Genomic DNA, 26119 nt, shown 5'->3' with positions numbered 1-26119 from the left:
CGCCCCCCTTTCGAGGGGGGCGGAATTCCGTTTCCGGGAGGGTAAACGAAAATTTCTTCATTCTCTCGCCCCGGGATATTGCGTATCTTCTCCGGTTCGCGGATCCGATGTCCGTGGCGCTTTCACGATGATTCTCCACATGTGTGGGAACCATGTGTGGGAAGAGAGGTGATGCGCGTTTCTTTCTCATGTCGGCCGTGCCGCGTCTCGGAATGTCACTGGACCGCGTCCCGCCCGCGTTCGCCGCCCTGTCGTCGTCCGTTTCGGGAGCGTGCCGTGCCGGACCGGTTCAGGAAGGACCGATCGCCGGGCCGCCTCGGTTCGCGCGGAACCCCTTTGTCCTCGAAGCGGGTCATCTAGTCTGTTCGCCGTCGATCATGTCCCGCGTCCGCGCGCCACGGACGCACGGGACGCGGGCATCCCGGACCACGGCCCGGGCGCGCGCCGAACCCCACCCCCCGCGACGGACACCCTCACGACGAACACGACGAACACGACGGCGTACCCGGTGGAGCGAACGAGATGAATGTGGACCTTCTGACGCCCCTGGCGCTCGTGATCGGTGTGCTGGTCCTGGTGACCGCGTTCACCGTGGCCGCGCGGCGCCTGCTCGACCTGCGGTTCGGGATCGTCCGTACGCTGCTGGCCGGCGCGTTCGTGGCCCTGATCGCCGGACCGCTCATGAGGGCGTTCGCGGGGACGGTGGCCCCGGACACACCCGGTGTCACCCCGCTCTGGTTCTTCATCCTCGCCGTGGTCTGCGCCCTGCTCGCCGGGCTGGTGCCCTTGGTGATCGCCGAGGCCCTGATACCGTCCGGATCGCTTCCGGGACCGCTGGAACTGGCCGGAGGGCTGCGCCGTCACCTGATCCGCTCGCGCCGCTACCTCCGCATCACGCGCATCCTCGTACGGCACGGTCTCGGGCCGTACCTGCGCGGCCGGGACCCCGACCTCGGCGCGCCCTCCAGCAGGGTCCGGCTGGCCAGGTCGCTGCGTGAGGCCCTCGACGACGGCGGGGTCACGTTCGTGAAGCTGGGCCAGATCCTGTCCACCCGGAGCGACCTGCTGCCGGTGGAGTTCGTCGAGGAACTGCGCCTGCTGCAGGACGGCGCGGCCTCGGCGCCGTGGGCGGAGATCGAGCCGGTGCTCGTGGCCGAGCTGGGCGGGCCGGTGGAGGAGACCTTCGCCGGATTCGACCGCGAACCGCTCGCCGCCGCCTCGATCGCGCAGGTCTACCGCGCCCGGCTGCGGACGGGCGAGGAGGTGGTGGTCAAGGTCCAGCGCCCGGGGATCGCCACCGTGGTCGAGCAGGACCTCGACATCATCGACCGCCTCGCCCGCTCGCTCGAACGACGTACCAGGTGGGGGCGCGCGTTCGGTGTCGCCGCCCTGTCCAGGGGGTTCGCCGACGCGCTGCGGGAGGAACTCGACTTCCGGATCGAGGCCGGGAACATGGCCTCCGTGGCGGCGGTCTCCGCGGGCGAGCCGGTGCACGTGCCGGTGCCGTACCCGGAGTACTCCGGGCGGCGGGTGCTCGTCATGGAGTGGCTGGACGGAACCTCGCTGGGGTCCGCCGCGCCCGGCGGGCAGGCCGGGCAGGAGCTCGCCAGGACCCTGCTCGACACGTTGCTGCGCCAGATCATGCTGCACGGGGTGTTCCACGCCGACCCCCACCCGGGCAACCTCATGCTGCTCGCCGACGGGCGCCTGGCGCTGCTCGACTTCGGCTCGGTGGGGCGGCTCGACGGCTCGCTGCGCGACTCGCTGGGACGCCTGCTCGGCGCGATGGACCGGGGGGACCCGCTCGGGGTGAGCGACGCCCTGCTGGAGGTGGTGCCGCGGCCGGACGAGATCGACGAGCGGGGGCTGGAACGCGAGCTCGGCCGGTTCATGGCCCGGCACCTGCTCGCCGGCGCCCCTCCGGACGTGCAGATGTTCGGCAGGCTCTTCCGGATCGTCTCCTCGCACGGCCTGTCCCTCCCGCCCGAGGTGGCCGCGGTGTTCCGGGCCCTGGCGACGATCGAGGGCACGCTCGCCCGGCTGGCCCCCGGGTTCGACATCGTCACCGAGGCGCGCGCGTTCTCGCTCCGCCACCTCACCGAAGGCCCCGACCACCGGCGGGTACGGGACGAGGTCACCCGGGAGGTGCTCAGCCTGCTTCCCATGGTGCGCCGCCTGCCCCGCCGGATCGAGCGAATCGCCGACGCGGCCGAGCACGGCCGCTTCAGCCTGAACGTGCGCCTCTTCTCCGACGAGCGCGACCGGCGGCACGTCACCGGGATGCTCCACCAGGTGCTGCTCACCGTGCTGGCGGCCACCACGGGTCTCATGGCCGCGCTGCTGCTCGGGGCCGACAACGGCCCGCGCGTCACCCCGGGTGTCGGGCTCCACCAGCTCATCGGCTACAACCTCCTGCTCGTCAGCGCCATCCTGGGGTTGCGGGTACTGGTGGTCGTCTTCCGCAGGAACGGGTGAACGGCCCGCCGCCTCCCGTGATCGTTGGAACCGGCGGGGGAATGGGAGTAGGAAGGAACCTATGACTACCGAGCAGACGTTCGTCATCGTCGGAGCGGGCCTGGCGGGTGCCAAGGCGGCGGAGTCCCTGCGCGACGAGGGCTTCGAGGGCGCGATCACACTGATCGGCGCCGAGACCGAACCTCCCTACGAGCGGCCCCCGCTCTCGAAGGGCTACCTGCTCGGCAAGGAGGAGAAGGCCAAGCTCTACGTCCACGACGAGGAGTGGTACGCCGCCAACTCCGTGGAGCGGCTGCCCGGGCGCCGCGCGACGGGCCTCGACCGGGCGACGCACCACGTGGAGCTCGACGACGGCCGGCTCATCCGGTACGACAAGCTGCTGCTCACCCCCGGCTCCTCCCCGCGCCGCCTCGACGTGCCCGGCGCCAACCTCGGCGGCGTGCACCACCTTCGCAGCCTCGGCGACTCCGAGCGGCTGCGCGAGGCCGTCCGTGACGGCGGCAAGCGGGTGGTCGTCGTCGGCGCGGGCTGGATCGGGCTGGAGACCGCCGCGGCCGCCAGGGAGTACGGCTGCGAGGTGACCGTCGTCGAGCCGAGGGCGGTGCCGCTGCACGCCGCGCTCGGCCCCGAGCTGGGCGCCTTCTTCGCCGACGTGCACCGACGCCACGGCGTCGACGTACGGCTCGGCCGCGAGGTGACCGGGCTCCTCGGCCCCGACCGCGTCCGCGCGGTGGCCACCCACGACGGCGAGGAGATCCCGGCCGACCTCGTGATCGTCGGCGTCGGCGTGAGCCCCAACACCGAACTCGCCGAGCGGGCGGGCCTGGCCGTCGACAACGGGATCCTCGTCAGCGAGTCGCTCCGCACCGACGACCCCGACGTCTACGCCGCCGGTGACGTGGCCAACGCGTTCAACCCCCTGTACGGCACCCGCATCCGCGTCGAGCACTGGGCCAACGCCCTCAACGGGGGAGCGGCCGCGGCCAGGTCCATGCTCGGCCAGGAGGTGGTCTACGACAGGCCGCCGTACTTCTTCACCGACCAGTACGACGTCGGCATGGAGTTCTCCGGCTGGTTCGCGCCCGGCGGGTACGACTCCGTGGTCATCCGCGGGGAGCTGGAGTCGGAGGCCTTCCACGCCTTCTGGCTCGCCGGGGGACGCGTCGTGGCGGGAATGCACGTCAACCAGTGGGACGAGGGCATCTCGACGGCGCAGGAGCTCATCCGCGGCGGCGCGACCGTCGACCCCGGCCGGCTCGCCGACCTCTCCGTACCGCTGGCCGACCTCCCGAAGAGCTGACCCCCGCCCCCGTCCCCCCGTCCCCCCGTCCCACGCGGGAACCCGCACGGGAATCCGCGCAGGAGTCCGTACGGGAACCCGCGCAGGAACCCGCACGGGAACCCGCGCAGGAGTCCGCGCAGGAGTCCGTACGGGAACCCGCACGGGAACCCGCGCAGGAGTCCGCGCAGGAACCCGCACGGGAACCCGCGCAGGAACCCGCACGGGAACCCGTACAGGAACCGGGACGGCTACCGCACCCGTCCTCGGGTAAGGAGCCCTCCCACGCGAGGGCGGTGCGAAGGAGGCGAGGAGACGGGCATGACCGACACGACCCCCACTGACGAGATGACCGTGGAGACACACGGACGCCGGGAGGCGCTCGCGCTGGCCGGGACGATCTGTGAACTCTACGAGGCGGTGTTCTCGCTGCCCCCCTTCAACGGGAACGCCGCCGAGTTCGCCAACCAGCGCGCCTACTTCCCCAGACTGGCCGAACGGCCCGGGTTCCGGCTGACCACCGCGCGCTCCGGGCCGGAGTTCGTCGGGTTCGGGTACGGATACCTGCTGCCGCCCGACACCCGCTGGTGGAGCGCGCTGGCCGAACCGGTCGACGAGGGGTTCGCGGCCGAGACCGGGACCAGGACGTTCGCCGTCATCGACTACGGGGTGCTGCCCGACCGGCGAGACGCCGGGGTCGGGCACCGGATCCACGACGAGCTGCTCTCGGGATCCGGTGCCGAGCGGGCCACGCTCTCGGTGCAGCCCAAGGCCGTGCGGACCCGGGAGGTCTACCGGAGGTGGGGATGGCGGAAGGTGTCCCACAAGCTGATGGACCCGCCGATCCCCGCCCCGGTCTTCGACATCCTGGTGCTGGAGGAGATGCCCAGGGCTCGCTGATCGAGCGTGGGGAGCCGGAAAGCCGTCAGGCGATGAGCTGGAAGGCGTGCAGCTTCTCGTCCAGGGCGGCGACCTGGCGGGTCCTCGCCCACGGATTCAGCGTCTCGCGGCTCTCCACCACCGAGCGGGCCAGCCGCGGCGAGGTGTTCTTGCAGGTGAGGCGGGCGGCCTCGCCGATCTGCTCGCACGCCTCGTCGATGGCGCGCAGCTGGAGGTGCCCGCGCGCCAGATCAAGACGGCTGAACGCCAGGTTGCGGACGAACGCCGGATCGATCCTGGCCAGGGACCGTGAGGCCATCTCGACGGCGGTCTGGGCGTCGCCCATGTCCAGCAGGCACTTGGTCCTGGTCGACAGATACTGCCCGTCGCCGTAGAAGTAGAGGAGCTTGGCCCCCACGTCGCCCTCGCCCGCGTGACCCAGCTCGCGGCGGGCCTGGTCGAGGCTGGTCATGCACCGGGTGTGGTCCTTGTGCCGGTCGTTCTTGGCCGAGCGGCGCAGCACCGCCGAGTAGGCGCGGGCCCCCACGTCACACGCGTACGACACCAGCAGCTTGCTGTTGGCGCGGTGCCCCCAGGCCAGAGCGCCCAGCGCGTGCTCGACACCCTGGCGGGGGTCACCCCGCCAGGTCGCCAGCTGCGACCAGTTGGCCAGGACGAAGCTGTTCATCGCGTCGTCGTCGGCCTGGTGCGCGGCTAACTTGGCCTGCTCGTAGTAGTGGTTCGCCCCGTTGAAGTCGTTGAGGTTGAACAGCACCCAGGCGGTGAACCGGCAGATGTTGGCCAGCAGCGACAGCAGCCGCTCGCGCACCGCGTCGTTCGACGCGGACGGGATGAGCGACCGCACCAGGTGGTGCTGGGCCAGCACGGTCCCCAGCACCGCCTGGGGGCCGAGGGTGTCCTCCTGGCGCATGCAGTGGTGCAGCACCGCGTCGATGTGGTCGACGGTGGCCTCGTCCACCCTGGACGGTTCGGCGGCGATCAGGGCGAGCCGGTCGACCTCGTCGTCGTTGAGCCGGTCCAGCAGCGGCGAGGCCGCGGCCGCGGCCGCGGCGGCCCTGATCAGGGCGAGCACGTCGCGCCGTTTCATGGTCGCCGCCCACTGGGCGAGCGCCCGCACCAGGGCGTCGTACTCCTCGTCGCGCGGGGTTCCGAACGGCACCGGTCCCGTGGGCAGGGTGGGCAGGGCGGCCAGCACCCCCTGGATGTCGTCGGGGCCGAGGCTGCCCGCCGCCCCGGCCGCCACCAGCGCCCGTCCCCCGGAGCGGGTGGCCGGTGTGTTGTGCTCGTCGGCATCGCGGTGGTCTTCACCGTCGACCAGGTCGGCGGTGCGGCACTGGTAGATGCGGGCCAGCCTGTTGAGCCCGGCGATCGGCGGCTCGTTGCCGGTGGGGCCGGGCCACGCTTCCCACGACCCGAGTTTCCGGGTCGTCAGTGGCTCGTTCGGCCAGTACTCGTTCCATAGATGGCAGACCTTGGCTTGTGTCAGGCGATGCGCCTCGCGGAAACCCTGGCGGGAGTTGAGGCGCCAGCGTCGCATGAACTCGGCGGCGACCTCGGCCCACGTGAAACCACGTCCGCGAAGCTCAGCGCTGAAGGCGTCCATCTGTTGCTTGACGCTGCGCGGTGCACGTGGCATCGGCTCGGCCCCTCCCGGCGGGTTCTCCGGCGGCGATTCTTCGGGCCGAACGTTACTGGTCGATCACGTTCAGTGACTGCCGAGTACAGAAATCGGCGACCAGATCTCCGCTCCCTGTCGTGATGTCGCTCTGCGGGGCTACTTGACCTCTGAGAGTGACGAACAGACTCGGTGGTGTCGCCTGTTTCCAGCACGCTCCGTGCAGCAGGGTTGAGGACAACGCCGGAGCCGTCGGATTCGTGGGGTCTCAGCGCTCGGGCGGGGGCGTCCCCATTCTGCGCCGGGGGCGCGCGACCGAACCTCCGTTGAACCTCCCTGGAGCCATCAATGACCGTGCTCCCCGTCGAACGGCCGGGACCGATGCACTCACCGTTTCATCCTGATCCGGACGCCGCCGACCACCTGTCCCTGGACGCGAACGAGTTGCGGCTGGCGGCGCAGCCGGTTGCGGCCTCCCAGGCGCGCGACTTCACCCGCGCGCAACTGCTGGCGTGGGGCCTGGAGGAGCTGTCCGACCTCTGCGTCCTGGTCGTCTCGGAGATGACCACCAACGCCATCAAGGCCACCGCCACCCCGCCCGCCCCGTACGGCTACACCCACCCGCCCGGTCACGCGGGCGCGCGGACCGCCGGCCCGTACCCGATCCTGCTGCGGCTCCGCCTCACCACCGGGGGACTGTTCGCGGAGGTCTGGGACGACTGCGACGGCGTGCCCGAGGTCGTCGAGGCGGGGGAGGACGACGAGAGCGGCCGGGGGCTGCGGCTCGTCGGCATGTGCACCGACGAGTGGGGCCACTACCGGTCGCCGGACGGCGGGAAGGTCGTCTTCGGCCGCTGGGCCCTGCCGCCCGCCTGGCACGCCTCGGACACGGTGTTCCCGCGGCCGTACGCCTCCTCCCGGATCCGCGCGTCGCGCGGCTGATCCCTCAACGGCGTGGGGTGTACGCGGGGTACGCCTCCCAGTCCACGTCCGTGTCCGGCCACCGGCGGCGCAGGGTCTGTGCCGCACGGCGGGCCCATCCGGCCAGGTGGGGAAGCGCGCGGTGGTTCTCGGCCGCCCGCGCCGCGGCGTCCAGGGTGAAGACCATCTGGAGGCGGCTGTTCTCTCCCGGCTCCCGGGCGTCGAGCGCCGGGAAGCGGGTCAGACGGGCGGCGGCCCAGGTCAGGCACGCCGCGGCCAGGCCGAAGCCGAACAGGCGGTCGTCGTCCGCCTGCGGCACACCCCGGGCCAGCGCGCGGCGGTAGGCGGCCTCCAGGCCGGTCGCGATCGGGTCGGACACCGTCAGCCACGCCGGGCCCGGCACGTACAGGCACACGGCCGAGACCACGGTGTGCCGGTAGGCGGCGAACTCGAAGTCGATGAGCCGCCCGTCGCCGCCCGCCGTCAGGAAGTTGTTCGCCTCGGAGTCCCCGTTGGTCAACGCCAGGAAGGGGCCGGGATCGGCGAGTTCCGCCAGGAGCCGTGCCAGCTCTGCCTCGGCCCGGCCCGGCAGCGCGACCCCGAACCCCGCGGCGTGCTCCACGGCCCGCCGCCACGCGTCGTCGTCCGGGCCCGTGAGACCGAGAGCCACGGCCGGCCGTCTCGCGTCGTCGTCCGGGCCCGTGAGACCGAGGCCCGCGGCCGGTCGTCTCGCGAGATAGCGTTCCGCGTGCCCGGCCGTGGCCGCGCCCAGCTCGCCCAGCGCCCGCGCGAAGGCCGCCAGTCCCGCCACCGCGGTCACCGCGCCGTCGCGGCGCAACACCCGGTCCAGCGGGGTGCGGGGGGCGAGGTCCTCCAGGACCAGCAGCGACGCCGCCATGTCGTCGGCCAGCACCCTGGGGGCGAGGTCGAGCCCGAGGTCCTCGGCGAGGAAGCGCAGCGCGGCCCGCTCGGTCACCACCTGCCTCGCGTCCATACGCAGCCCGGACGGGTCGCTGCGCAACCACTTCACGATCACCGACACGGGCGGCCCGGTTTTCGGCCCGGCTTCCGGCTTGGCTTCCGGTTCGGCCGGGTACGAGGGCGGGCCGGCCGCCGGCCCGGCCAGGTGCGCGCGCAGGACCGCCCACGGGGCCAGGTGCTCCACGCGGCCGAGCACCACCGGTTCCCCGAACGCCTTCGTCAGCAGCGCCTCCACGTCGGCTAGATCGGGCAGCGCGGAGGTCGTCGCGGGAGGGCCCGCAGGAGGTGTCGGCATCCTGGCAGGGTGCCAGCCGGCGCCGCCCCCTTCAACGGGTTTCCCTCCCCGGCCGCCTGGAGCCCGGTTCGCCTGGGGTCTGGTTCGCCTGGGGTCCGGGCCGGCTGGGGTCCGGGTCGTTTGGGGTCCGGGTCGTTTGGGGTCCGGGCCGTTTGGGGGCCGGGTCGTCCGGAGCTCGGGTCGTTTGGGGCCCGGGTCGTCCGGAGCCCGTCCACCCGCTCGCGGAGGGCAGAATGCCGGGATGGATACGATCCTGCGCGCCGCGAGTGAAGTTGTGGGTGCCGAGCTGTCCGATCCGGTCGACCTCGGGGGCAGCCCGCGCAGCGTCGTCCTGCGCTGCCGGACGGCCGCGGGCGGCAGCGTCGTCGTCAAGAGCTTCGGTACGGACTCCGAGGGCCTGCGCGCCTTCACCGCGGAGGCGGCCGGGCTCTCGCTGGGGCTGGCCGGTCCCGAGCTGCTGGGCGTGGACGCCTCGGTCCCGCTGCTGGTGATGGAGGACCTGGGCTCCGCGCCGACGCTGGCGGACGTGCTGCTCGGCGACGATCCGCGGGCGGCCCTGGACGGCCTGTCGGCCTGGGCGCGCGGGCTCGGACGGCTGTCCGCCGCGTCGGTCCACCGGCGCGCCGACCTGACCGCCCTGTCGGCCCGGTACGGCCTGGGCGTGCCCTCCTGGGACGAGGACCCCTGGCCCCTCCGGTACGCGGCCGGGTTCCCCTCGGCGCTCGCCGGGATCGGGATCGAGGCGCCGCCGGAGCTGGCCGGGGAGCTGGAACGGATCGCGGCGACGGGCGCGGACGAGTATCTCGCCTTCACCCCCGGCGACACCTGCCCGGACAACAACCTCCTCACCCCGGACGGCCTGCGGCTCATCGACTTCGAGTCGGCCTGCTACCAGCCGGTCTTCATGACGGCCGCGTACTGCCGGATGCCCTTCGCCACCTGCTGGTGCGTCTTCAGGCTGCCCGCGGGGCTGGCGGAGAGGATCGAGGAGACCTATCGCGCGGAGGTCGTCGAGGCGTACCCGGAGCTGGCCGAGGACGAGATATGGCAGCCCGGGATACGGCGGGCGGTCGCGCTCTGGACGGTGTACCTGACGACCGAGCTGATCCCGCGCATGGCGGAGGACAGGCCGGCGCACAGGACCAGGCGTCCCGTCCCGACGCTGCGGCAGCTGCTGAGACACCGCTGGGAGACGGCGAGCACCCTGGAGGAGTTCCCGGCTTTCGCGGAGACGACGCGGCTGCTGCTCCGGGAGGTGGCCGGAGGCTGGGACGTCCCCCCGCTGCCGGGATATCCCGCCTTCGGCGGCTGAGAATCCGGCGGGAACCGGGGCGGGGGGACCGGATGTCAGGTCGCGAATATCAACCAGAGATTCCAGCCGCCGCCGGAGACCAGGCATTCGTAGTCGTCGGCCCCGCCGGGATTGTGGGGCCACAGGTACTCCTCGCCCACGGCGACGCACTGACCGTGGGTCTGGTAATGGCCGTGGTACTGCCAGTAGTCCATCGCGCCGGCACCCTGACCAGCTGAAGCGGCTGTCGGCACGCCACCGGTGAGCGCGAGGGCGACCACCGCGAAAAGCCCCGCGGACAGCACGCGCATGCGAATTCCCATGGAAAGACCCCTCAGAAGTACGATCATCACCGCCCCTCATTGAATGAAAGGTTCACTCCTCTCGCAAGGGGGCGGAAAAGGGGGTCCGAAAGGGCCGATAAGTTCTTTTGACAATTGGGCCGCAGCGTGAGGCGGGGTGGAACGATCCGTTTCCGGCTTGTCGAGCACGCCGCGACGAGACCGAATCCCATGAATGGAAATGAAACTTTCCCACCGGCCGGGAGACGCCCGAGCCGTGGAGACCGTGGAGGCCGTGGAGGAGACCGGAACGGAGCACTCCCGCGTGCGAGGGGCGATCCGTTCACCCGGCGCTCACACGCGTACGCCCGGGCCCACCCGGCACGCGGGTGGGCCCGGGCGCTTTCGCACCGGGCCCGGCGGGGGACCGGCCCGCTGATCCGGCCGGCCGCCCCGCCGGGCCCGCCCGTCTCCGGTCGCTTCAGGTCTCCGGCTACCTCAGCCCGAAGACCCGGCTCCGGCTACCTCAGCCCGAAGGTCCGGTTACTTCAGCCCGAAGGCCCGGACGATGGTCTGGCTGACGCTGTTGCCCGCGCTGTCGCGGGCGCCGGCGCGCAGGGTGACCGTGCGGGCGTTGCCCGGGGCGCGCAGCTTCGTCGTCCAGCCCTTCTTGCCGTGGTCGAGGCTCGCCCTGCTCCAGGTGGCGCCGTCGTCGTAGGAGACGTCCAGGGTGGCGGTGCCGATCCGGCCGGAGTCCACCACCGACGGCAGGTGCAGCGGGGTGACGGTCAGCTCGGCCCGGCGTCCGGCCCGGCCCGCCCCGTCCACGTCGACGTCGTAGTCGAGCTGGATCAGCGGCAGGTCCCTGGTCGAGTTGCTCTCGACGTACCCCGAGCTGAAGTTCCACTCGGTCAGGGTGCGGGTCGAGTACGGGTACACCGACGCGCTGCGGGACGCCTCGTTGACCAGCCGGTAGGGCAGCCGGTCGGGGCTGACGATCGGCGCCAGCATCAGCGTGCGGTCGAGCCGCTCGGTCCTCGCCTGCTCCAGGAGGGTGTCGCCCTGGTAGAGCGAGAGGGTCTGCGTGGCGTTCGCGTTGAAGAGCGCCTCACCCGCGTGGCTGCCGCCCGAGGCACCCCAGGAGGGCACGATGACGACCAGCCCGTCGCCCGCGCGGGTCGGGAGCAGGGACGCCGTGTTCATCCGGGGACGCTGGACCGGGCCGAGCCACCGCGCCTCGCTGGTGGTTCCTCCCTTGTAGGTGAGGATGTCCGAGCGCTGCTGGGTCTCGTCGGGGATGACGAAGAGCGACTCGTGCCAGCGGACGGAGTCCTCCGTGGAGAGCCAGTCGGTTCGCCTGCTCTGCGCGGGCAGCGCGCTGGTGTAGCCGCTGGTCCCGGGGAGCAGGCCGTCCTGAAGGTCGATACGGGTCTCCACCGCCGCCTGCTGCTTATAGTTGTCGAGCGAGACGTCGACGCGGGCCAGGTCGTTCCTCCCCGGCCGGTAGGTCGGGTCGGCCGGGACGGCCCCCTCCCACTTGTGGACGAGGTCGTAGAGGTAGGCGACGGTCGGGTGGGAGACGACGCGCAGCGGCACCGAGCCGCGCTGGAGGCGGGTGATGAGCCGCTCGCCCTCGTCGCGGGTGATCGACGCCACGGCCAGCGGGGCGTCGGTCTGCACGGCGTCCCAGGCGTCGAGCCGGCCGCGACCGGGGTTGACGATGAGCAGGAGCTTCGCGCCCGCCTTCGCCGCCGCGTCGGCCTGCGCCTCCGGGGTGACGGACTCGCTCCATCGCACCACGGCGACCTTGCCCGACGCCCGGACCTTGGCGAACTCCGCGGCGGATCCCGTACCGGCGAAGACCGAGCCGAAGGTCCAGCGGCCCTCGGGCAGCGGCTTGGAACGGGTCTGGATCAGCAGGTCGTCGAAGTCGTGCGTCTCGGAGGAGACCGCCAGGCGAGGCTGCTCGTCGCGCCAGCGCGCGGCGAACGTCAGCTTCCCGTCGGTGACCTTCCTGCCGGTGGGCTGCACCCACATGCTGTCGTGCTGCACGCCGGGAAGGTAGGAGTCGGCCACGGCGCCGTTGCCGAAGCCCCGGTAGAAGTCCATCCGGGACATCGTCGTGGTCCGCGCCTGGTCCCTGCCGGACGGCAGGACGGAGGTGACCCGGCGCGCGGTGGAGGCGTCCAGGGTGATCTCCGTGTCACCGGTGAGAGAGATCTTCGGCTTGCTGAGCAGCACCCTGCCCAGGGAGTACGCGCCGTTGACGCCCTCCACGTCGCCCCACATCCACAGGGCGTAGTCGCCGGTCGGCAGCCGCAGCTCGGCGGTGCCGGACGGGTCGACCCCGTAGTACTCGAACGTCTGGTGCCCGTTGGGCAGGTCCCGGGTGACCATCAGGTCTCCGGCGAGGGGCTTGCCCGCGCGGTCCTTGGCGCGCACGGTGAGCTTCGCCCGCTCGCCCTCCTTGTAGAAGCCGATCGCGGTGTGGGCCAGCAGGGCGCCCTCCGCGTCCCTCGCGTCGAGCCGCGCGCTGAGGTGGCCGTCGAGCTCGGCCTGGTCGACGTTCAGGATCACGTTGACCGTGGCGGTTCCGCGCGCGGGCACCGTGACCTGGGCCGCGGACAGGTCGAACAGGCCCTCGGGCGCCCCGCCGGTGACCGAGAGGTCGAGGGTGACCGGGTTGTCACCGATGTTGGTGTAGGTGACCGGCTGCTCGCCCTTCTGGCCGGGGGTGTAGGGCCACCGGACCTTGACCTGGGCGGTGGCGGTGGCGAAGACGGTGTTCCGCGTCGCCGCCGCGACGTCGAGCATGCCGCCGCCGACCTGGTAGGCGGTGAACTGCGGCAGGAGCTTGCTGCTGCTGACCAGGGCGTCCTTGAGCTGCTGCCCGGTCCAGTCGGGGTGGGTCTTCGCCAGCAGGGCCGCCGCTCCCGCGACGTGCGGGGTGGCCATCGAGGTGCCGCTCATCGTCTGGTACGAGCCCTCGCCCTCGGCGGCGTACTGCGACCTGGCCGCCAGCACGTCCACGCCCGGCGCGGCGATCTCCGGCTTGAGCCCGTAGTCCTCCACGCGGGGGCCACGGCTGGAGAACGCCGCCAGCGCGGTGCCCTTGGGTGCGACGCTCACCGCGGCGACCGACAGCGCGGCGTCCGCGGTGCTCGGCGCGCTCACCGTGCTGTCCTCGGGGCCCGCGTTGCCGGCCGCGATGGTGAACAGCGCGCCGGTCTCGGCGCTGAGCTCGTTGACGGCCTGGCTGAGCGGGTCGGTGCCGTCCGTGGGCCCGCCGCCGAGGCTCATGCTGACGATCTTGGCCTTCTGGTCCCGGGCGGCCCACTCCATGCCCGCGATGATCCAGGAGTCCTGACCGCCTCCCAGGTTGTCCAGGACCTTGCCGACCACCAGGTCCGCGCCCGGGGCGACGCCCTTCTCCAGGCCCGCGGAGGCGGCGCCGGTACCGGCGATCGTCGAGGCCACGTGCGTGCCGTGGCCGTGGTGGTCCTTGACGTCCTCGCCGGGGACGAAGGTGGCGGTGTTCTTCACCCGGTCCTTGAGGTCGGGGTGCTCGGCGTCGACCCCGGTGTCGAGGACGGCGACCTTCACCCCCTCGCCGGTGTTCCCGGCCGCCCACACCTCGGGGGCGCCGGTCTGCGCGACGGTGTCGGCCAGGTTCGCCCTGGCCTTGCCGTCGAGCCAGACCTTGGCGATCCCCGAGGTGAGGGAGGGGACACTCATGGCACGAGCTTCTGGGACCGAGCCGGTGAGCGAGGTCCAGAAACCCGCCGCGCCGTCACGGTCGGCGGACAGCGCGGCGCCCTGGATGCTGCTGAGCGTACGGACCTTCTCGGCCCCGCCCGGCACCTTCTCGGCACGCCTGCCCACCGCGTCGTCGGTGTAGGTGACGATCAGGGGGAGGTGGTCGCTGTTCGCGTCGTCGTAGCCGTCCGCGACGAGCCGCGTGACGTCGAAGAGCCCCTCGTCGAGGAGCCCGGCGCCGACGTACCGCGCGGCCGAGTCGGGATACACGTAGGTGTGGCCGTCGACGGTGCTGACCCGGGCGCCGACGCGCTGGCCGTCCGGGCCCGTGACCGACACGACGGCCAGGGCACTGGCCACGCGTGCGAGCGTGACCTTGTCGCCGGTGATGAGGGTGACGGTGAACTGGGTCCCGGCGCTTCCGGCGGCCTTGGCGGCCTCGGCGAGCTTCGCCGGGGTGTCCCCGGGAGCGGTCGCGGGGGCTTTCGCGGAGGTCGTCGTGCCGGCGGGTCCGGTGACGGCGGCGGCGGAGGCCGAGACCGGCGAGGCCGCGAGGAGAACCGTGAGCGCGGAGGCGAGGGCGAGCAGCCCGTTCCTCCGTGGGGGAGTGCCGTGCAAGGAGTTTCTCCCGAAGTGCCGATGGTACAAAAAGATCAGGGGACATGATTCGGGATAAAACGGGCGTATATCAACGATCCTGTATGGCTAATTTAGGACATGTCGTAATCCCGACAAGGGGATGACGGCCGGGAAAACCACGGGTGGCGCGACCGGAGGTCCTGGAACGACGTCCCGAACGATGTCCCGGACAGCGGCCCGGAACATGGGCGCTCACCCTGGCGGAGCACCCACCCGGCCACGCACCTGATTGCCCTTTTGCCCACTTGGCCACGTACCTGGTCGCGTGTCTCACTAAGATCAACAAATGCTCAAGCCGCCCTCCGCAGCGCAGGTGACACCGCCCCCGAGAAGGCGTCCAAGGGCAGGCCGGATGTTGCGCCGGGTGCTCGCCGTCGTGGTCAGTGTCTGCGCGCTGCTGGGCGCGGTACGGCTCGTCGTGCCCGCCACCGCGGGCACCACCGACGAGCCGCCCGGCGTCCGGCGGCAGCTGACGTTCCTGCGCGCGGCACTCGACGACGGCGCCGGAGACCAGGCACAGAACCTGTTCCCCGAGGGGTACGTCTTCCTGCACGCGCTGTACGGCCTGAGCTGGGTCGAACTCGGCATGCGCGCACCGGAGGGCGAGCGGTCGGCGGCGCTGCGCGAGGCGCGCTGGGCACTGGCCAAGCTGGAGTCGCCGTCCGGCCGGGCCCCGTTCAGCGCGGACCTCACCCCGCCGCACGGCGTCTTCTACCGGGGCTGGACCAACTGGCTGCGCGGCGGGACGCTCGCCCTGCAACCGCCCGCGCGACGCGACCCGGCCGAGCTGCGCCGGTTCGCCGACGACTCCGCCGCGCTCGGCGAGGCGTTCGGCGCCTCGGAGTCGCCCTACCTTGAGGCCTACCCCGGCCAGGCGTGGCCGGTCGACTCGACCGTGGCCATGGCGTCGCTGCGGCTGCACGACACACTGCTGTCGCCTCGGTATGCCAGTACCGCCGACCGCTGGCTCCAGGCGGTACGCCAGCGGCTCGACCCCCGCACCGGCCTGCTCCCGCACCACGCCGACCCCGGCACCGGTGCCCCGGCCGAGGTGGCCAGGGGCAGCTCGCAGAGTCTCGGCCAGCGCTTCCTCGTCGAGATCGACCCGGTCTTCGCCGCCGGCCAGTACCGGCGCTTCCGCGACCACTACATCGTCACCCCGCTCGGCCTCGGCCCGGCCGTACGCGAGTATCCCGTCGGCATGGACGGCCCGGCCGACGTCGACTCCGGCCCCCTCCCGCTCGGCGTGAGCCTCTCGGCGACCGCGGTCGCCCTCGGCACCGCCCAGATCCACGGCGACGCCCCTCTGGCCGAGGCCTTGGCCAACTACGGCGAACTGGCCGGCCTCCCGATCGACACTCCGTGGACGAAGAGGTACGCCTTCGGCCTGCTCCCGATCGGCGACGCCTTCTTGGCCTGGTCGAAGACGGCCCGCCCCTGGGTGGCGTCACCCCCCGCCCCGCCCTCGGCGGCCATCACGTGGTGGTGGCGCATGCCGCTGCTGGCGTCGCTGCTCGTCATCGGGGTTGCTCCGTGGGTGCCCGCTTTGGTGCGTCGCCGCCGAGCCCGTCGAGCCCGTCCTGAACCGGTAGAAGCGACGGGCGGGGCGGCAACCGAATGAGACCGGCCAGGCCTGGAAACATGATCGATTTTTGGAATGGGCTGTCTATCCGAACCGGGGCAACTCCGGAAGTGCCCTATACGATCTTTCAATGCTGACGTGGAAGAGTCCGTCAACGGCCCGTGGTTCGTGGGCGTGGTTCGCAATGGCGATAGGCGCTTCGCTGGTGCCGTGGGCATTGCTCGCCACGACGAAGGGCGAATGGTCCTTCCCTCCCCCCCTGCCTTTGGCAATGTTCGCCACCGTATTTCCCGGGGTCTCGAACCAGGAGTTCATAGCTCTGGACCTCTTCGTCATCGGCGTCCTGCCGCTTCTGCTGGGCGTCGCCGCCGTGAAAAGATCTCGCACGCTGATCGGCACCACCATCGTGATCTGCGGTGTCCTGACCCTGCTCCATCTGTGGCTCGTGCTGGGGGCGCTGCCGATAACCCTTCCGCCTGCGGACGCCACCCCGGACATGCTCGCCGGCAGCCAACCGGACCACTACTTCGGCACGCTCCCGGACGGAGGATTCTGGGCTCTGGCTCTTGTCGCCTACGCGGTCAGCACTGTCGCACTCCTTGTCGCCGCCCGTCGGAGAGGTCACGACTCGACGCATCGCCAGATTTGATCGGGGCGATCCATGATGTCTGCCCACTCTTCCTCGCACCGGTCCGACGATTGATCATTTTCTTGGATGCTGCTGACCTCATTCTGTTTAGGAGTTTTGAAGACCGGAGTGAAATCCGCGGCCTGGGTGATCCGCCTGACGGTGTCGGCCCACCCGCAATGAGACCGGTCCGGAGACCGGGATGAAAGCCATACTCGCGGTTCCCCTGATGACCGACCAGCCAGGCCCGCAATGAGACCGGTTCCGAAACCGGAGTGAAACGGTGTCCGTCAGGAGCTGGGAGGTCCAGGCCTCGGGGACGCCGCAATGAGACCGGTCCGGAGACCGGGGTGAAACATGCGGCCTGGAGCCCGCGCTATGCCGTTCGTGCTGTGAAGGCGACGGAGCACTCGATCGTGAAAGATGTTCTCCTTACTGGTCTGGGTCAGCGATCTCGATGACGTGCAGCGGCGCGTCCAGGGTGCTCGACAGCCACGCCCACTTGGAGGCTTTGAGCGTGAGGATCGGGCAGATCGCCACGTCAGCGATCGCGGCCGCGTGAGCGTCGAACGAGTTGAGCTCGGTTGACGACATGAGATTTACCATGGCGGCGAGTTTCGCGGCTTGGGGATGCCGTCAAACGGAGCGACGGTGGTGCGTTCGAACACGGCCAGGCCGGTGAGGAGCGCCTGTGCGTCCGAGAGGCCCTGACTGTCCAGCAAGGCATCGGCCACCGTGGGGACGGGATGACCGGGGAGTGACCTGCCCGGTCGAAGTCCTGTAGAAAGCCGATCAGATTGGCGTCACCGCGGGCGACATCGACGAGGACGCTGGAGTCGAGGATGTAGGGGGTGGGGGTGAAGTCACTCACCGGGCGCCGCCAGGAACCCTTGCTCGGCGAGTTGGAGGTTCACGTGCCGCCGCATGCGCGCCACCCGGTCGGGGTCGGCGCTGCGGGCGCGTTCCCGCAGGAGGGCCAAGCCGTGCTGGTCGGCGATGCGTCTGGCGGCATCAGGGTCGACAGTGATCGTGATTCGTTCCTTCTTCCCTCCGCTCATACTCGGCATCGTACTCAGAGGGTGTTGGCTGGGCGGGATCCGCAATGAGACCGGTCCGGAGACCGGAGTAGGACAGCTTCACAACACAGACAGATCCGCAGGCTGCTGACGGGCCGCCATGAGACCGATCCAGAGCAGGAAACGCGAATGCTCTTTTGGAGGGTGAGCATTGAAAAGAGCGTGTTCAGTAGCGGACTACCGTACGAGGCCATGCAGCAGGGCGATCCACATCGCGTCCGCCTCCTGGGCCTGCCAGCGGTCGCTCTCGTCGATCGCATGATGCCGTCGCGTGCGGCGGATGAACCTCAGCCCGCCCGCCTGGCACAGCTCATAGAACAGGGCATCGCAGTCGCAGGTCCACCTGACGACCCGGGCCTGTCCGTCCCCGCGTAGGGGGTGCCAGGTCAGCGGCTCGTAGTGAGAGCGGGCGGGGAGGACATGCGGGCTGAGGCAACGGGGTGGGTAGTCCCAGCTGACCACGGTGTCACCGTCCGCTCAGTTGGAACCAAACCACGCGCCCGGCCAGGGTCTCGTACCAACCCCAGGCCGAGGACAGCTCCTGCACCAGCCAGAGCCCGCGTCCTCCGCCGCTGTCGGGCCCTACGCCCGCGCAGAGGCGAGGCCGTTGCCCGGTCGATCCGGCGTCGACGACGTCGATATGGAGCGTTCCATTGTGATGGGCGACGGCGATGATAATCCGCCCGTCGGGGCACCGGCCGGAGTCGGAGTGGCGGATCGCGTTGGTGACAAGCTCGGTGACGAGCAGCAGTGCGTCGTCGATGTGCGGGTGGTCGACCCCTTTCAGCAGGTCGCGGACGTAGCGGCGGGCCCGTGGAACGGCCGCGACCTGTGCGGGCACCTCGGCTTGGCCGAGTAGCCCCAGCGCCCTCACCGCGTCCCCCGCGTGATCCGCTCGCAGACCTTCCGAGCCCTGGTCCGGGGTTTTCGCTCGTGCCTTCGATCCCAGGTACATGCCGAGACGCGACTTTGCTGCTCGGCCACGGACATCCGCCCTCCGGGCGACAGGAAGATCTCCATGCTTGCCGGTCCGTCAGGAGACAGCCGCACCACGGAGTCGATCCCCAACTCATGCAACCCCCAGGCCAGCTCCACCAGCTGCCCGCCCCACCCCCGAAGATCACGCACTCTCATCTCCCCGCCACCCCTTTTCGGTTTTGAAGGCGTTCGACCGGAAGTCAACGATTGCTCTCCATGAGCAATCCATCACTCTGCGTGCTTAGTTTGCATGACCGTAGCTCTCTCAGCAATAAGAATCGAAATGAACATCGTGCATGTTGATGAACGAAGATCACTTCGGCAGACTGCGGTAGGTCGGTCACGGAGAGGAGTGGAATGGGTGCTCAGCGGAGCCCGTCGGTTCGGAGGCGTCGCCTCGCAGCGGAGTTGCAACGCCTCCGCAAGGAGGCGGGGCTGACGCGAGAGCAGGCAGCAGAGCACGCCGGATGCTCGCCCGTCACCATCACACGGATCGAATCGGCCACAAGTGCAGCCACGGTCGCCCTCGTGGCCATGATGCTCAATCTCTACGGGGTCACCGGTGATCGTCGCGAAGCGCTCATGCAACTCGCCCGTGACGCGCGCAAGCGCGGGTGGTGGCACAAGGTGTCCGAGGCGATCCCGGAGTGGGTCCAGAGTTACGTGGGCCTCGAAGAGGAGGCAACGACCCTCCAGGAATACCAGTCGGAGTTCGTTCCTGGATTGCTCCAAACCGAGGACTATGCGCGAGCTGTCATGAGGTCAGCACCCGTGTTGCCGCCGGACGAAGAACTGGAACGACGGCTCTCGATCCGGATGGAGCGACAGGAACGAGTGCTGGAGCGTCCCGACCCGCCCATGATGTGGTGCATCCTCAACGAAGCAGTCATACGCCGCCCTGTCGGAGGAGTTCAGAGCATGCGGGATCAGCTTCGCAGGCTGATCAAGCTCTCCGAAACAAATCACGTCACGATCCAGGTCTTGCCGTTCGCCGCTGGTGTCCACCCCGCGATGGATGGCGGATTCACCCTCCTCAATTTTCCTAAACTGTCCGATCCGGACACCGTGTACGTTGAGTATTGGCAGGGAAGTGTCTATTTAGAGGATCCGCGAGAAGTAGACGCATACGTCCTACTCTTCAATCATCTGCGCGCACGAGCTCTTGGGCCGGACCAGACCCGCAACTTGATCGCGCAGGCTATCCGAGACATGCAGACGGACGGAGAGGCGCACCCATAATGGATCTTTCCCACGTGATCTGGCGCAAGGCGAGCTTGAGTAACGCCAACGGCGGCCAGTGCGTCGAGGTCGGCGTCTGGCGCGAGAGCACTCTCAGCGGCAGCTGTGTTGAAGATGCGCCCACGGACAACGCCCAATTTTCCCCCGAAAACACGGTAGACGCCGAACCCCTCTTCTTGGTTCGAGACTCCAAAGATCCTTACGGCCCAGTGCTTTCCTTCACCCCCGCCGAGTGGGACTCCCTCCTCGTGAGCATCAAGGAGGGCTATCTCGCGGACCTGGCTTAATGACTCGGAGGATCGCACTCTTGTTTTCGCAATGAGATTGATTCGGCATAACGAGATCAGTTCGGAGACCGGAGTGAAACATGACGTGGTTCTCCCACTTGGCGGGGTTGGCGTACCCGCAATGAGACCGGTCCGGAAGACCAGAGTGAAACAGGCGCCATGAGTGCTCATCTTGGCGCAGAAATACCTGCCCGCAATGAGGCCGGTCCGGAGACCGGGGTGAAACAAGCGCAAGGAAACCAGCGTCGACGACATCGGCTGCCCGCAATGAGACCGCTTCGGAGAGCGGAGTGAAACGTGCTGGTCAGCGATGCGTTTGGCGGCGACGGAGTCGTTGCCGCAATGAGACCGCTTCGGAGAGCGGAGTGAAACACTTCCGGTGTCCGACATCCTCGCGGGGGCGAGGACGGCCGCAATGAGACCGCTTCGGAGAGCGGAGTGAAACGTACCCAGCGGCGAGGCGCTCGTCGGCCTCGTCTTCCCAGCCGCAATGAGACCGCTTCGGAGAGCGGAGTGAAACGGTTTGCGAGCTGGGCTTATGGCACAGAATAGTTAAGCTGATTTGAAGTAATGTCCGTTTTGATGCTTCAAGTGTTCGTTTGAACTTCGGAACCTCCCGGGAAAAATGGGCGTGCTTGGGGTTCCTAACCGCCGCCGAGACGGGTGGAGCAGGACAAGATCCCGCTGGGACGAGGATCAGCCACTATGCGGTTTTCAAATGGCGAGTCGTGCGTACGCGTGGCAGAAGTCAGGTGACCGTCACATGAAGCGGGGCCAAGACACCGTCGAAGGTACGGCCGGGGATGCGTTGGCGTTCCGCGCCGTAGATGTTGAAGACGCCGAGCGCCGGCCACAGGGTGGAGTCGACCGTTGGGACGCGGTCGCGAGGGGCGAGATCGGGATGGTCGAGGAGACACCTCACGGCAGAAAGATCGAGGGCGGGGCGCCAGAGGGGCCACAGCATGATGGAGGTGGAGCCGGTTCGGTGCCAGAGGGTGGCGCGGAGGCGGTGGCCGTCGCCGGTGATGCGGAGGAGGGGCAGGGCCATGGTGGCCAGCCAGGTGGCTCCGGGAACTCCGCTTTCCCGGCTCCGGCCTTCGGTGTCGTCGCTGCTGCTGCGCAGCACCCGGTGGTCGAGGTATTCGCCGGTGAATCCCTCGACGCGTCGCCAGCCGATGAGGGCCTCCAGGAGCCGCTGAGGCTCGTTCCGTACCGCCTCCAAAGGTTTCTCGAAGAAGGTCCGTAGCTTCTGCTGCCCGCTAGGAGCGGTGAACGGTGTGATGGCGCAGCGGCCCTGCTTGTCGAGGGCGAGGTCGGTGACCAGGGACGGCAGCCAGGTGTCCACCGTTTCGGGGTGACTCGCCATCAGCTGGTGGAAGTCCTCGCGGGATCGGCGCAGTGGGTCCTTTCCCGAGCCGGACGGTGGGGGGAAACCGGCTCCGCCGTCGGGGAGGACGGCCGAACCGGGGATCGACGTGACGACATCGCGCAGGGCGTCCGCTATCTCCTTGGCCGTCTCGTACGGGCTGTGCAGGATCGCGCAGGCGGTGGTGTCGGAGAAGGAGAGCGCCGTCGGCACGCGGCAGACGTCGGTGCAGACGCGCAGGAGGCCCAGGGCGGCGAGGAAGCCGAGCGGGTCTCGTCCGTCGAGGGCGGGAAGCTCCGTGCTGAAGGTCGTCATGTCCGCTCCTCGCTGAGGGCCGAGCACCAGATGTCGGCCAGCCGGACCACGGCTTCCATCCGGGCGAGCCCCCAGCGGCCGTAGCGCTGGTTGAGGCGTTCGAAGCGGCCCGGAGACGTCCAGTCGACCGACCGGGAGGTGTCGACCTCGATGGGCCGGCCGTCCCGCTCGATCTTGGTGGTCGGCGCGGGGTCGATGACCGGGGGGAAGAGCGGGCGGCTCCGTCCGTGGTGGCTGGCGACGAGGTGCAGGACCAGGTCGTGGTCGACGTCGCGTACGTCGGCCAGCAGTGCTGTCGCGATCTGAGTGGAGAGCACTTCGTGACGCATTGAGGCCGGATAGGACGCTCTCCGGCGGGCCTGCCGGAAGGCGGCGCGGTCGCCGGGGTTCATGCCCGACTTCGCGAGCGGTTCGTCGCCGGCCGCTGCCGCCCAGCGGTCGCCGCCGTGGAGCATGACCTGGAAGCGCGGGTCGCGTTTGCCCTCGTCGTGCCAGAGCGCGGCGAGCCCGACGGCCCGGATGACCTCCGGCTTCATGCCCAGGTTGCGGGCGAACTCCTCGGCCTTCTCGGCCACCTCTTGCTGGTGGACGGCCAGGGAAAGCTTCGCGGCGGAGATGGAGGACCCTGCGGCGGTGGTGTCCTCGCGGAACGCGGTGGTTCCGAACGACAGGAGGAGGGTGCCGGTGTCGAGGTGGTCGATCAGCCGACCCTGGGGGCGGGTGGTGAGCCTTCTGAGCATCGCCAGGTGGGGCAGGTCGTCCTGGCCTGGCTGAGTCGGTGTGGATTGGAGCGACAGGACGGGGGCGTCCTGGTGGTCGGTTCGCAGGCGTTCGACCCAGGCCGCGACCTCGGGGGCGAGGTCGGGAGCGTAGGTCTCCATGGCGCGGACCAGGCTTGGGCCGACGCGGATCGTCATTCCTCCCCGGAGGCCGGACTGCGCGAGGTCGGCGATGTCGGTCGCGGGCTCGTGGCTGTCGGGATGCCAGCCGTACTCGTCGCAGCCGCCGTAGGAGGTGGGGACGACGACGAGATCGGACGCGCGGATCTTCGCGGGGCCGACGACCTCGGCGCTGTCGCGTGAGCGGTAGCGCAGCACGGGCCTGCCGCCGGGTGGGACGGGGACGTCGGGGAGGTGCTCGGCTTCCAGGTCGCTGATGTCGTCTCCGCCGGGCTCGCCGCTGAGCCAGCGTTTCACGGCGGGGAGGGGCAGCTCGATGCTCTCGGCCGAGGTCGGCGGCACCAGGCCGACGAGGTCGGGCCATAGATTCGTGTCGCCGGGGAGGGCACGCCAGACCACTGTCACCTGGGCTGTCTCCCGCTCGATCCCGTGCAGGTAGGGGGCGACGGGGATGTCGTTGAGGGGGATCGGTGAGGTGCGGGCCCAGACGTCCAGGTGGGCCCGGCCCAGGAAGGGGACGTAGGAGCGGGGCTCGCGCAGTGTTGCCCACCGGCCAGGGGGCATGGCTCGCACCAGTGCACGCAGTGCCGAGGGGAAGACGTCCATGCCAGGTTCGGCGGGGAGTCGCGCCTTCTGCGAGTGGGTGAGGGGTGTGCCTCCTTGTTCGCACAGCCAGGCCCAGGTCGCCGGACGGGCCGTGTCGTACACGCCGTCGGAGTCCGCCGAGCCGTGCAGCACGACCGCCGAGGCGGTGGTCTTCTGGTCGCCGAGGCGGTTCAGGCGGCCGAGGCGTTGGATGAGCGCAGGCAAAGAGGATGACTCGGTCACGAGCGCGTCCAGGTCGATGTTCGCGCCGACCTCGATCGTCTGGGTCGCCACGACGTACATCGGCTCGGCGGACGCGCGGTCGCGGCCCGCCCTGATGCGCTCGTAGTGGTTGGAGAGCAGGTAGTCGCGGTCGAGCGGACGGATCTTGCCGGTGAGCAGCACGCAGCGGCTCTCGCGGTCGGTGCGCAGGAGCTCGAACACGGCCCGCGCCCGCGCCACGGTGTTGACGACGACACCGACGACCGGGTGTTCGCGGTGCAGCTCCCGCGCCCAGTGGGCCAGGGCGTCGGGCATCACCTTCGCCGTGTTGGCCTTGGTGGTCGGCACGTCCACCAGGTGGAGCCGTTTGGACGCCTTCAGCCGCTTGGACGCCTCCCGATGGTTCTCGTCCGCCTCGGTGATGCCGTGCACGTGGGCGGTGTCGGCCTCGGGACTGGCGGACATGCTGACCACGGTCGGACTGATCGGGGCCGGTGTCTCGTCGCGGGTCGTGGCCCCGCGCGCACTGGCCAGGAACGCCTCCGAGAGGTGGGCCTCGTCCACCACGATCAGGCTGTCGGTGCCCACCAGCGCCGCGTCGATCGGGCGCAGGTGTTCTCCGACGCCGTAGCCGCGGAAGAGGAACCGGCTGCCCACCTGGTCGACGGTCCCGACGACGATCGCGTGCCGGTCAGGTCGCTCGACCCACCGCCACGACCAGTTGACCCCGCCGCGCATCCGGGTCACCTCTACCGGAGTTCCGACGGTGTCACCCTCCATCCGGAGGGCGGTGGCGACCTTCGCCGCGAGGCTCCCTCGTTCGGAGGTGCGGAGAGCCTCGGCGATGGTCCCGGCGTGCCGGTACGCCTCGTCGACGATGAGCCGACGGTCGACGACGAAGAAGACGCGTCTGGGAATCCCGACGCGAGCCTGAGCCCTGCCGAGGGCCGCCGCGAAGAGGGCGACATCGATCACGGACGTCTTCCCCAGGCCCGTGGGGACGTCGATCAGCTCCGGCCAGCCCTCCCGAACCACCCGTTCGAGAAGCGCGGTCTGCCAGGGAAAGGGCTCGTACCCGTGGACCTCCCGGTAGAAGGCGGGGAAGTCCGTGACGGCGAGGGGACTCATCCGGAGACCCCCTCGGGGACGAAGAGGCCGAGGCCGAGGTAGCGCAGAGAGCCCGCGATCACCGGACCCACCACCGGACGGTCGAAGACGACCCGAGCATGCACGATGGGCTTCTTCGGCCGGTTGGACGGGAGGGACCCCGGGCGGGGACGCCAGATCGCCCCGCGCGTCAGCGGCGCCGTCGAGACCTCCACGTCGGTGACGTCGGGGAAACCGGCCCGGCGCAGCGACCTGGCGACCATCTGCTCGTACGAGCGGCCGGGACGGGCGAAGCTGTCGGTCATCATCGGGGTGGCCGTGACCCAGGTGCGAGTTCCCTCCGCCCGGCCGGTCCACCGGCCGCGACGCAGGGTGCGCAGGTTCTGACCCTGGCCGAGCCGTAGAGGCTCACCTGGCCAGGGGGTGAGCCTGGTCAGCGGATCGGCCATGACGGCCTTGGCCAGCCGGGTCCAGTCTTCGGCGGGCATGTGGCGGGGGAGGGCCAGCGCCACTCCCAGGAGGTGGCCGTCGGAGTGCTCCTGCTCGACGTCGGGGAGCGCGAGGAAGGCGACGTGGGTCCTGTCGTCGGCCCCGTGCCCGCTCACCTGGGCGGGGATCGGCTCGGTGACCCTGGACATGACGGCCTTGCGCAGGGCGAGCGTGAGCCGGGCGACCTGGTCGCCGCCGATGCGGGCGCTGGGCCGCTCGAACCCCCACACGATCAGGTCGTCCCAGGGGGACAGATGCGTCGGGACGGGTTCTTCCGCCACCACGACCTGCGAGTACGGCAGCGCCCGCGCGGCCTCCCACGCTCTCCCGCCACGGTCGTAGGCGTCTTGGAGCGCGTCGGTGTAGCCGACGTAGGGGACGCGCAGCTCGATCGCGCCGGGGGTGCCGAGCGCGACCGGGGCCAGCTCCGACCAGGACGGTTCGTCGTCGGGCAGGGAGCCGGTCACGGTCACCTCTGCCTGGCTGGTCGAGCGGCCGACGTACGGCACCCGCCTGGCCAGGGCGCCGAGCCTGGCCAGCACACCGGGGTCGGGGTCGGCGCCCGGCCACACCACGGCGAACCGGTCGCAGGCCGGGGTGACGAACGCGCGGCCGCGTGCCCCGTTCGTGCGGCCCGGCCAGGTCTGGCTGCCGCTCTTCTGCTCGGTCTGGTTCGTCACCACGTAGGAGTCGGTCCGGCCCGGTCGCGCGTCGTCCATGGCCGCGCGCACCATCGGCGCCCCGGCGCGTTCGAGCCAGCGCAGGGCGTCCCAGTCGTCCGCCTGCACCGCCGAGGCGGCGAGGGCGCAGAACAGCCGGGCCGGGTGAGGGGGCCATTCGGCCCGGCTGGGCCGCATGTCACCGGCGTCGTAGCGGCCATGACGCAGCCGCACCGTGAGAGTGAGCGCCACGG

Annotated in this window: 19 protein-coding genes; 9 read left to right on the top strand and 10 right to left on the bottom strand. The window is 70.3% G+C overall.

All coding sequences use genetic code 11. The features are described from left to right. The first annotated feature begins 522 nt into the window (after positions 1-522). From AC5L38_RS40850 to AC5L38_RS40840, 3 genes are all read left to right on the top strand, one after another. Positions 523-2475 (top strand): ABC1 kinase family protein, encoded by a 1953-nt coding sequence (locus AC5L38_RS40850; protein WP_495248187.1) that lies wholly within the window; start codon positions 523-525, stop codon positions 2473-2475. Positions 2476-2536: 61 nt separating this feature from the next. Then, complete coding sequence (locus AC5L38_RS40845; protein ID WP_495248186.1) at positions 2537-3775, top strand: NAD(P)/FAD-dependent oxidoreductase; 1239 nt, start codon at positions 2537-2539, stop codon at positions 3773-3775. Positions 3776-4075: 300 nt separating this feature from the next. Beyond that, positions 4076-4654, top strand: a complete 579-nt coding sequence (locus AC5L38_RS40840) for a GNAT family N-acetyltransferase (protein ID WP_495248185.1) — start codon at positions 4076-4078, stop codon at positions 4652-4654. A gap of 25 nt (positions 4655-4679) precedes the next feature. Here AC5L38_RS40840 and AC5L38_RS40835 read toward each other — a convergent pair whose 3' ends face one another. Further along, on the bottom strand, positions 4680-6290 hold the full coding sequence (locus AC5L38_RS40835) for an NsdA family TPR-like regulatory protein (protein ID WP_495248184.1): 1611 nt from the start codon (positions 6288-6290) through the stop codon (positions 4680-4682). A 327-nt stretch (positions 6291-6617) separates the two neighbouring features. On the opposite strand from AC5L38_RS40835, the gene AC5L38_RS40830 reads away from it, so the two are divergent. Then, the gene (locus AC5L38_RS40830; protein ID WP_495248183.1) at positions 6618-7211 is read left to right on the top strand and encodes an ATP-binding protein; all 594 of its coding nucleotides are present in this window, start codon (positions 6618-6620) and stop codon (positions 7209-7211) included. A 4-nt stretch (positions 7212-7215) separates the two neighbouring features. Here AC5L38_RS40830 and AC5L38_RS40825 read toward each other — a convergent pair whose 3' ends face one another. Then, entirely contained in the window at positions 7216-8466 is a 1251-nt protein-coding gene (locus tag AC5L38_RS40825) for a hypothetical protein (RefSeq protein WP_495248182.1), read from the bottom strand. A gap of 241 nt (positions 8467-8707) precedes the next feature. On the opposite strand from AC5L38_RS40825, the gene AC5L38_RS40820 reads away from it, so the two are divergent. Beyond that, a complete protein-coding gene (locus AC5L38_RS40820; protein ID WP_495248181.1) occupies positions 8708-9778 on the top strand; it encodes a hypothetical protein in 1071 nt (356 codons plus the stop codon). A 35-nt stretch (positions 9779-9813) separates the two neighbouring features. Here the strand turns inward: AC5L38_RS40820 and AC5L38_RS40815 are convergent, their stop codons facing one another. Next, positions 9814-10107, bottom strand: coding sequence for a hypothetical protein (locus AC5L38_RS40815; protein ID WP_495248180.1), 294 nt, complete (start codon positions 10105-10107; stop codon positions 9814-9816). Positions 10108-10581: 474 nt separating this feature from the next. Beyond that, positions 10582-14412 (bottom strand): S8 family serine peptidase, encoded by a 3831-nt coding sequence (locus tag AC5L38_RS40810; protein WP_495248179.1) that lies wholly within the window; start codon positions 14410-14412, stop codon positions 10582-10584. Positions 14413-14785: 373 nt separating this feature from the next. On the opposite strand from AC5L38_RS40810, the gene AC5L38_RS40805 reads away from it, so the two are divergent. Both AC5L38_RS40805 and AC5L38_RS40800 read left to right on the top strand, forming a co-directional pair. Next, the gene (locus AC5L38_RS40805) at positions 14786-16054 is read left to right on the top strand and encodes a hypothetical protein (protein WP_495248178.1); all 1269 of its coding nucleotides are present in this window, start codon (positions 14786-14788) and stop codon (positions 16052-16054) included. 91 nt (positions 16055-16145) lie between these two features. Further along, entirely contained in the window at positions 16146-16664 is a 519-nt protein-coding gene (locus tag AC5L38_RS40800; RefSeq protein WP_495248177.1) for a hypothetical protein, read from the top strand. A 411-nt stretch (positions 16665-17075) separates the two neighbouring features. Here the strand turns inward: AC5L38_RS40800 and AC5L38_RS40795 are convergent, their stop codons facing one another. The 3 genes from AC5L38_RS40795 to AC5L38_RS40785 form a co-directional block, all read right to left on the bottom strand. Further along, the gene (locus tag AC5L38_RS40795; protein ID WP_495248176.1) at positions 17076-17237 is read right to left on the bottom strand and encodes a hypothetical protein; all 162 of its coding nucleotides are present in this window, start codon (positions 17235-17237) and stop codon (positions 17076-17078) included. 269 nt (positions 17238-17506) lie between these two features. Continuing rightward, positions 17507-17701 (bottom strand): hypothetical protein, encoded by a 195-nt coding sequence (locus AC5L38_RS40790; protein WP_495248175.1) that lies wholly within the window; start codon positions 17699-17701, stop codon positions 17507-17509. A gap of 484 nt (positions 17702-18185) precedes the next feature. Beyond that, on the bottom strand, positions 18186-18674 hold the full coding sequence (locus AC5L38_RS40785; protein WP_495248174.1) for an ATP-binding protein: 489 nt from the start codon (positions 18672-18674) through the stop codon (positions 18186-18188). 380 nt (positions 18675-19054) lie between these two features. On the opposite strand from AC5L38_RS40785, the gene AC5L38_RS40780 reads away from it, so the two are divergent. Beyond that, a complete protein-coding gene (locus tag AC5L38_RS40780) occupies positions 19055-19936 on the top strand; it encodes a helix-turn-helix domain-containing protein (RefSeq protein ID WP_495248173.1) in 882 nt (293 codons plus the stop codon). A 14-nt stretch (positions 19937-19950) separates the two neighbouring features. Then, positions 19951-20223 (top strand): DUF397 domain-containing protein, encoded by a 273-nt coding sequence (locus tag AC5L38_RS40775; RefSeq protein WP_495248172.1) that lies wholly within the window; start codon positions 19951-19953, stop codon positions 20221-20223. A 748-nt stretch (positions 20224-20971) separates the two neighbouring features. On the opposite strand, the gene AC5L38_RS40770 is transcribed toward AC5L38_RS40775, so the two are convergent. Genes AC5L38_RS40770 through csb2 form a run of 3 tightly spaced genes read right to left on the bottom strand, consistent with a single transcriptional unit; the run spans position 20972 to position 26117 of the window. Next, on the bottom strand, positions 20972-21904 hold the full coding sequence (locus tag AC5L38_RS40770) for a type I-G CRISPR-associated protein, Cas3-extension family (RefSeq protein WP_495248171.1): 933 nt from the start codon (positions 21902-21904) through the stop codon (positions 20972-20974). Continuing rightward, the gene (cas3g, locus tag AC5L38_RS40765) at positions 21901-24738 is read right to left on the bottom strand and encodes a type I-G CRISPR-associated helicase/endonuclease Cas3g (protein ID WP_495248170.1); all 2838 of its coding nucleotides are present in this window, start codon (positions 24736-24738) and stop codon (positions 21901-21903) included. The genes AC5L38_RS40770 and cas3g overlap by 4 nt, the downstream gene beginning before the upstream one ends. Then, on the bottom strand, positions 24735-26117 hold the full coding sequence (gene csb2 / locus AC5L38_RS40760; RefSeq protein ID WP_495248169.1) for a type I-G CRISPR-associated protein Csb2: 1383 nt from the start codon (positions 26115-26117) through the stop codon (positions 24735-24737). The genes cas3g and csb2 overlap by 4 nt, the downstream gene beginning before the upstream one ends. Positions 26118-26119: the final 2 nt, after the last annotated feature.

The organism is Streptosporangium nanhuense (assembly GCF_059358815.1).
This window is presented reverse-complemented; position numbering and strand designations above follow the sequence as displayed.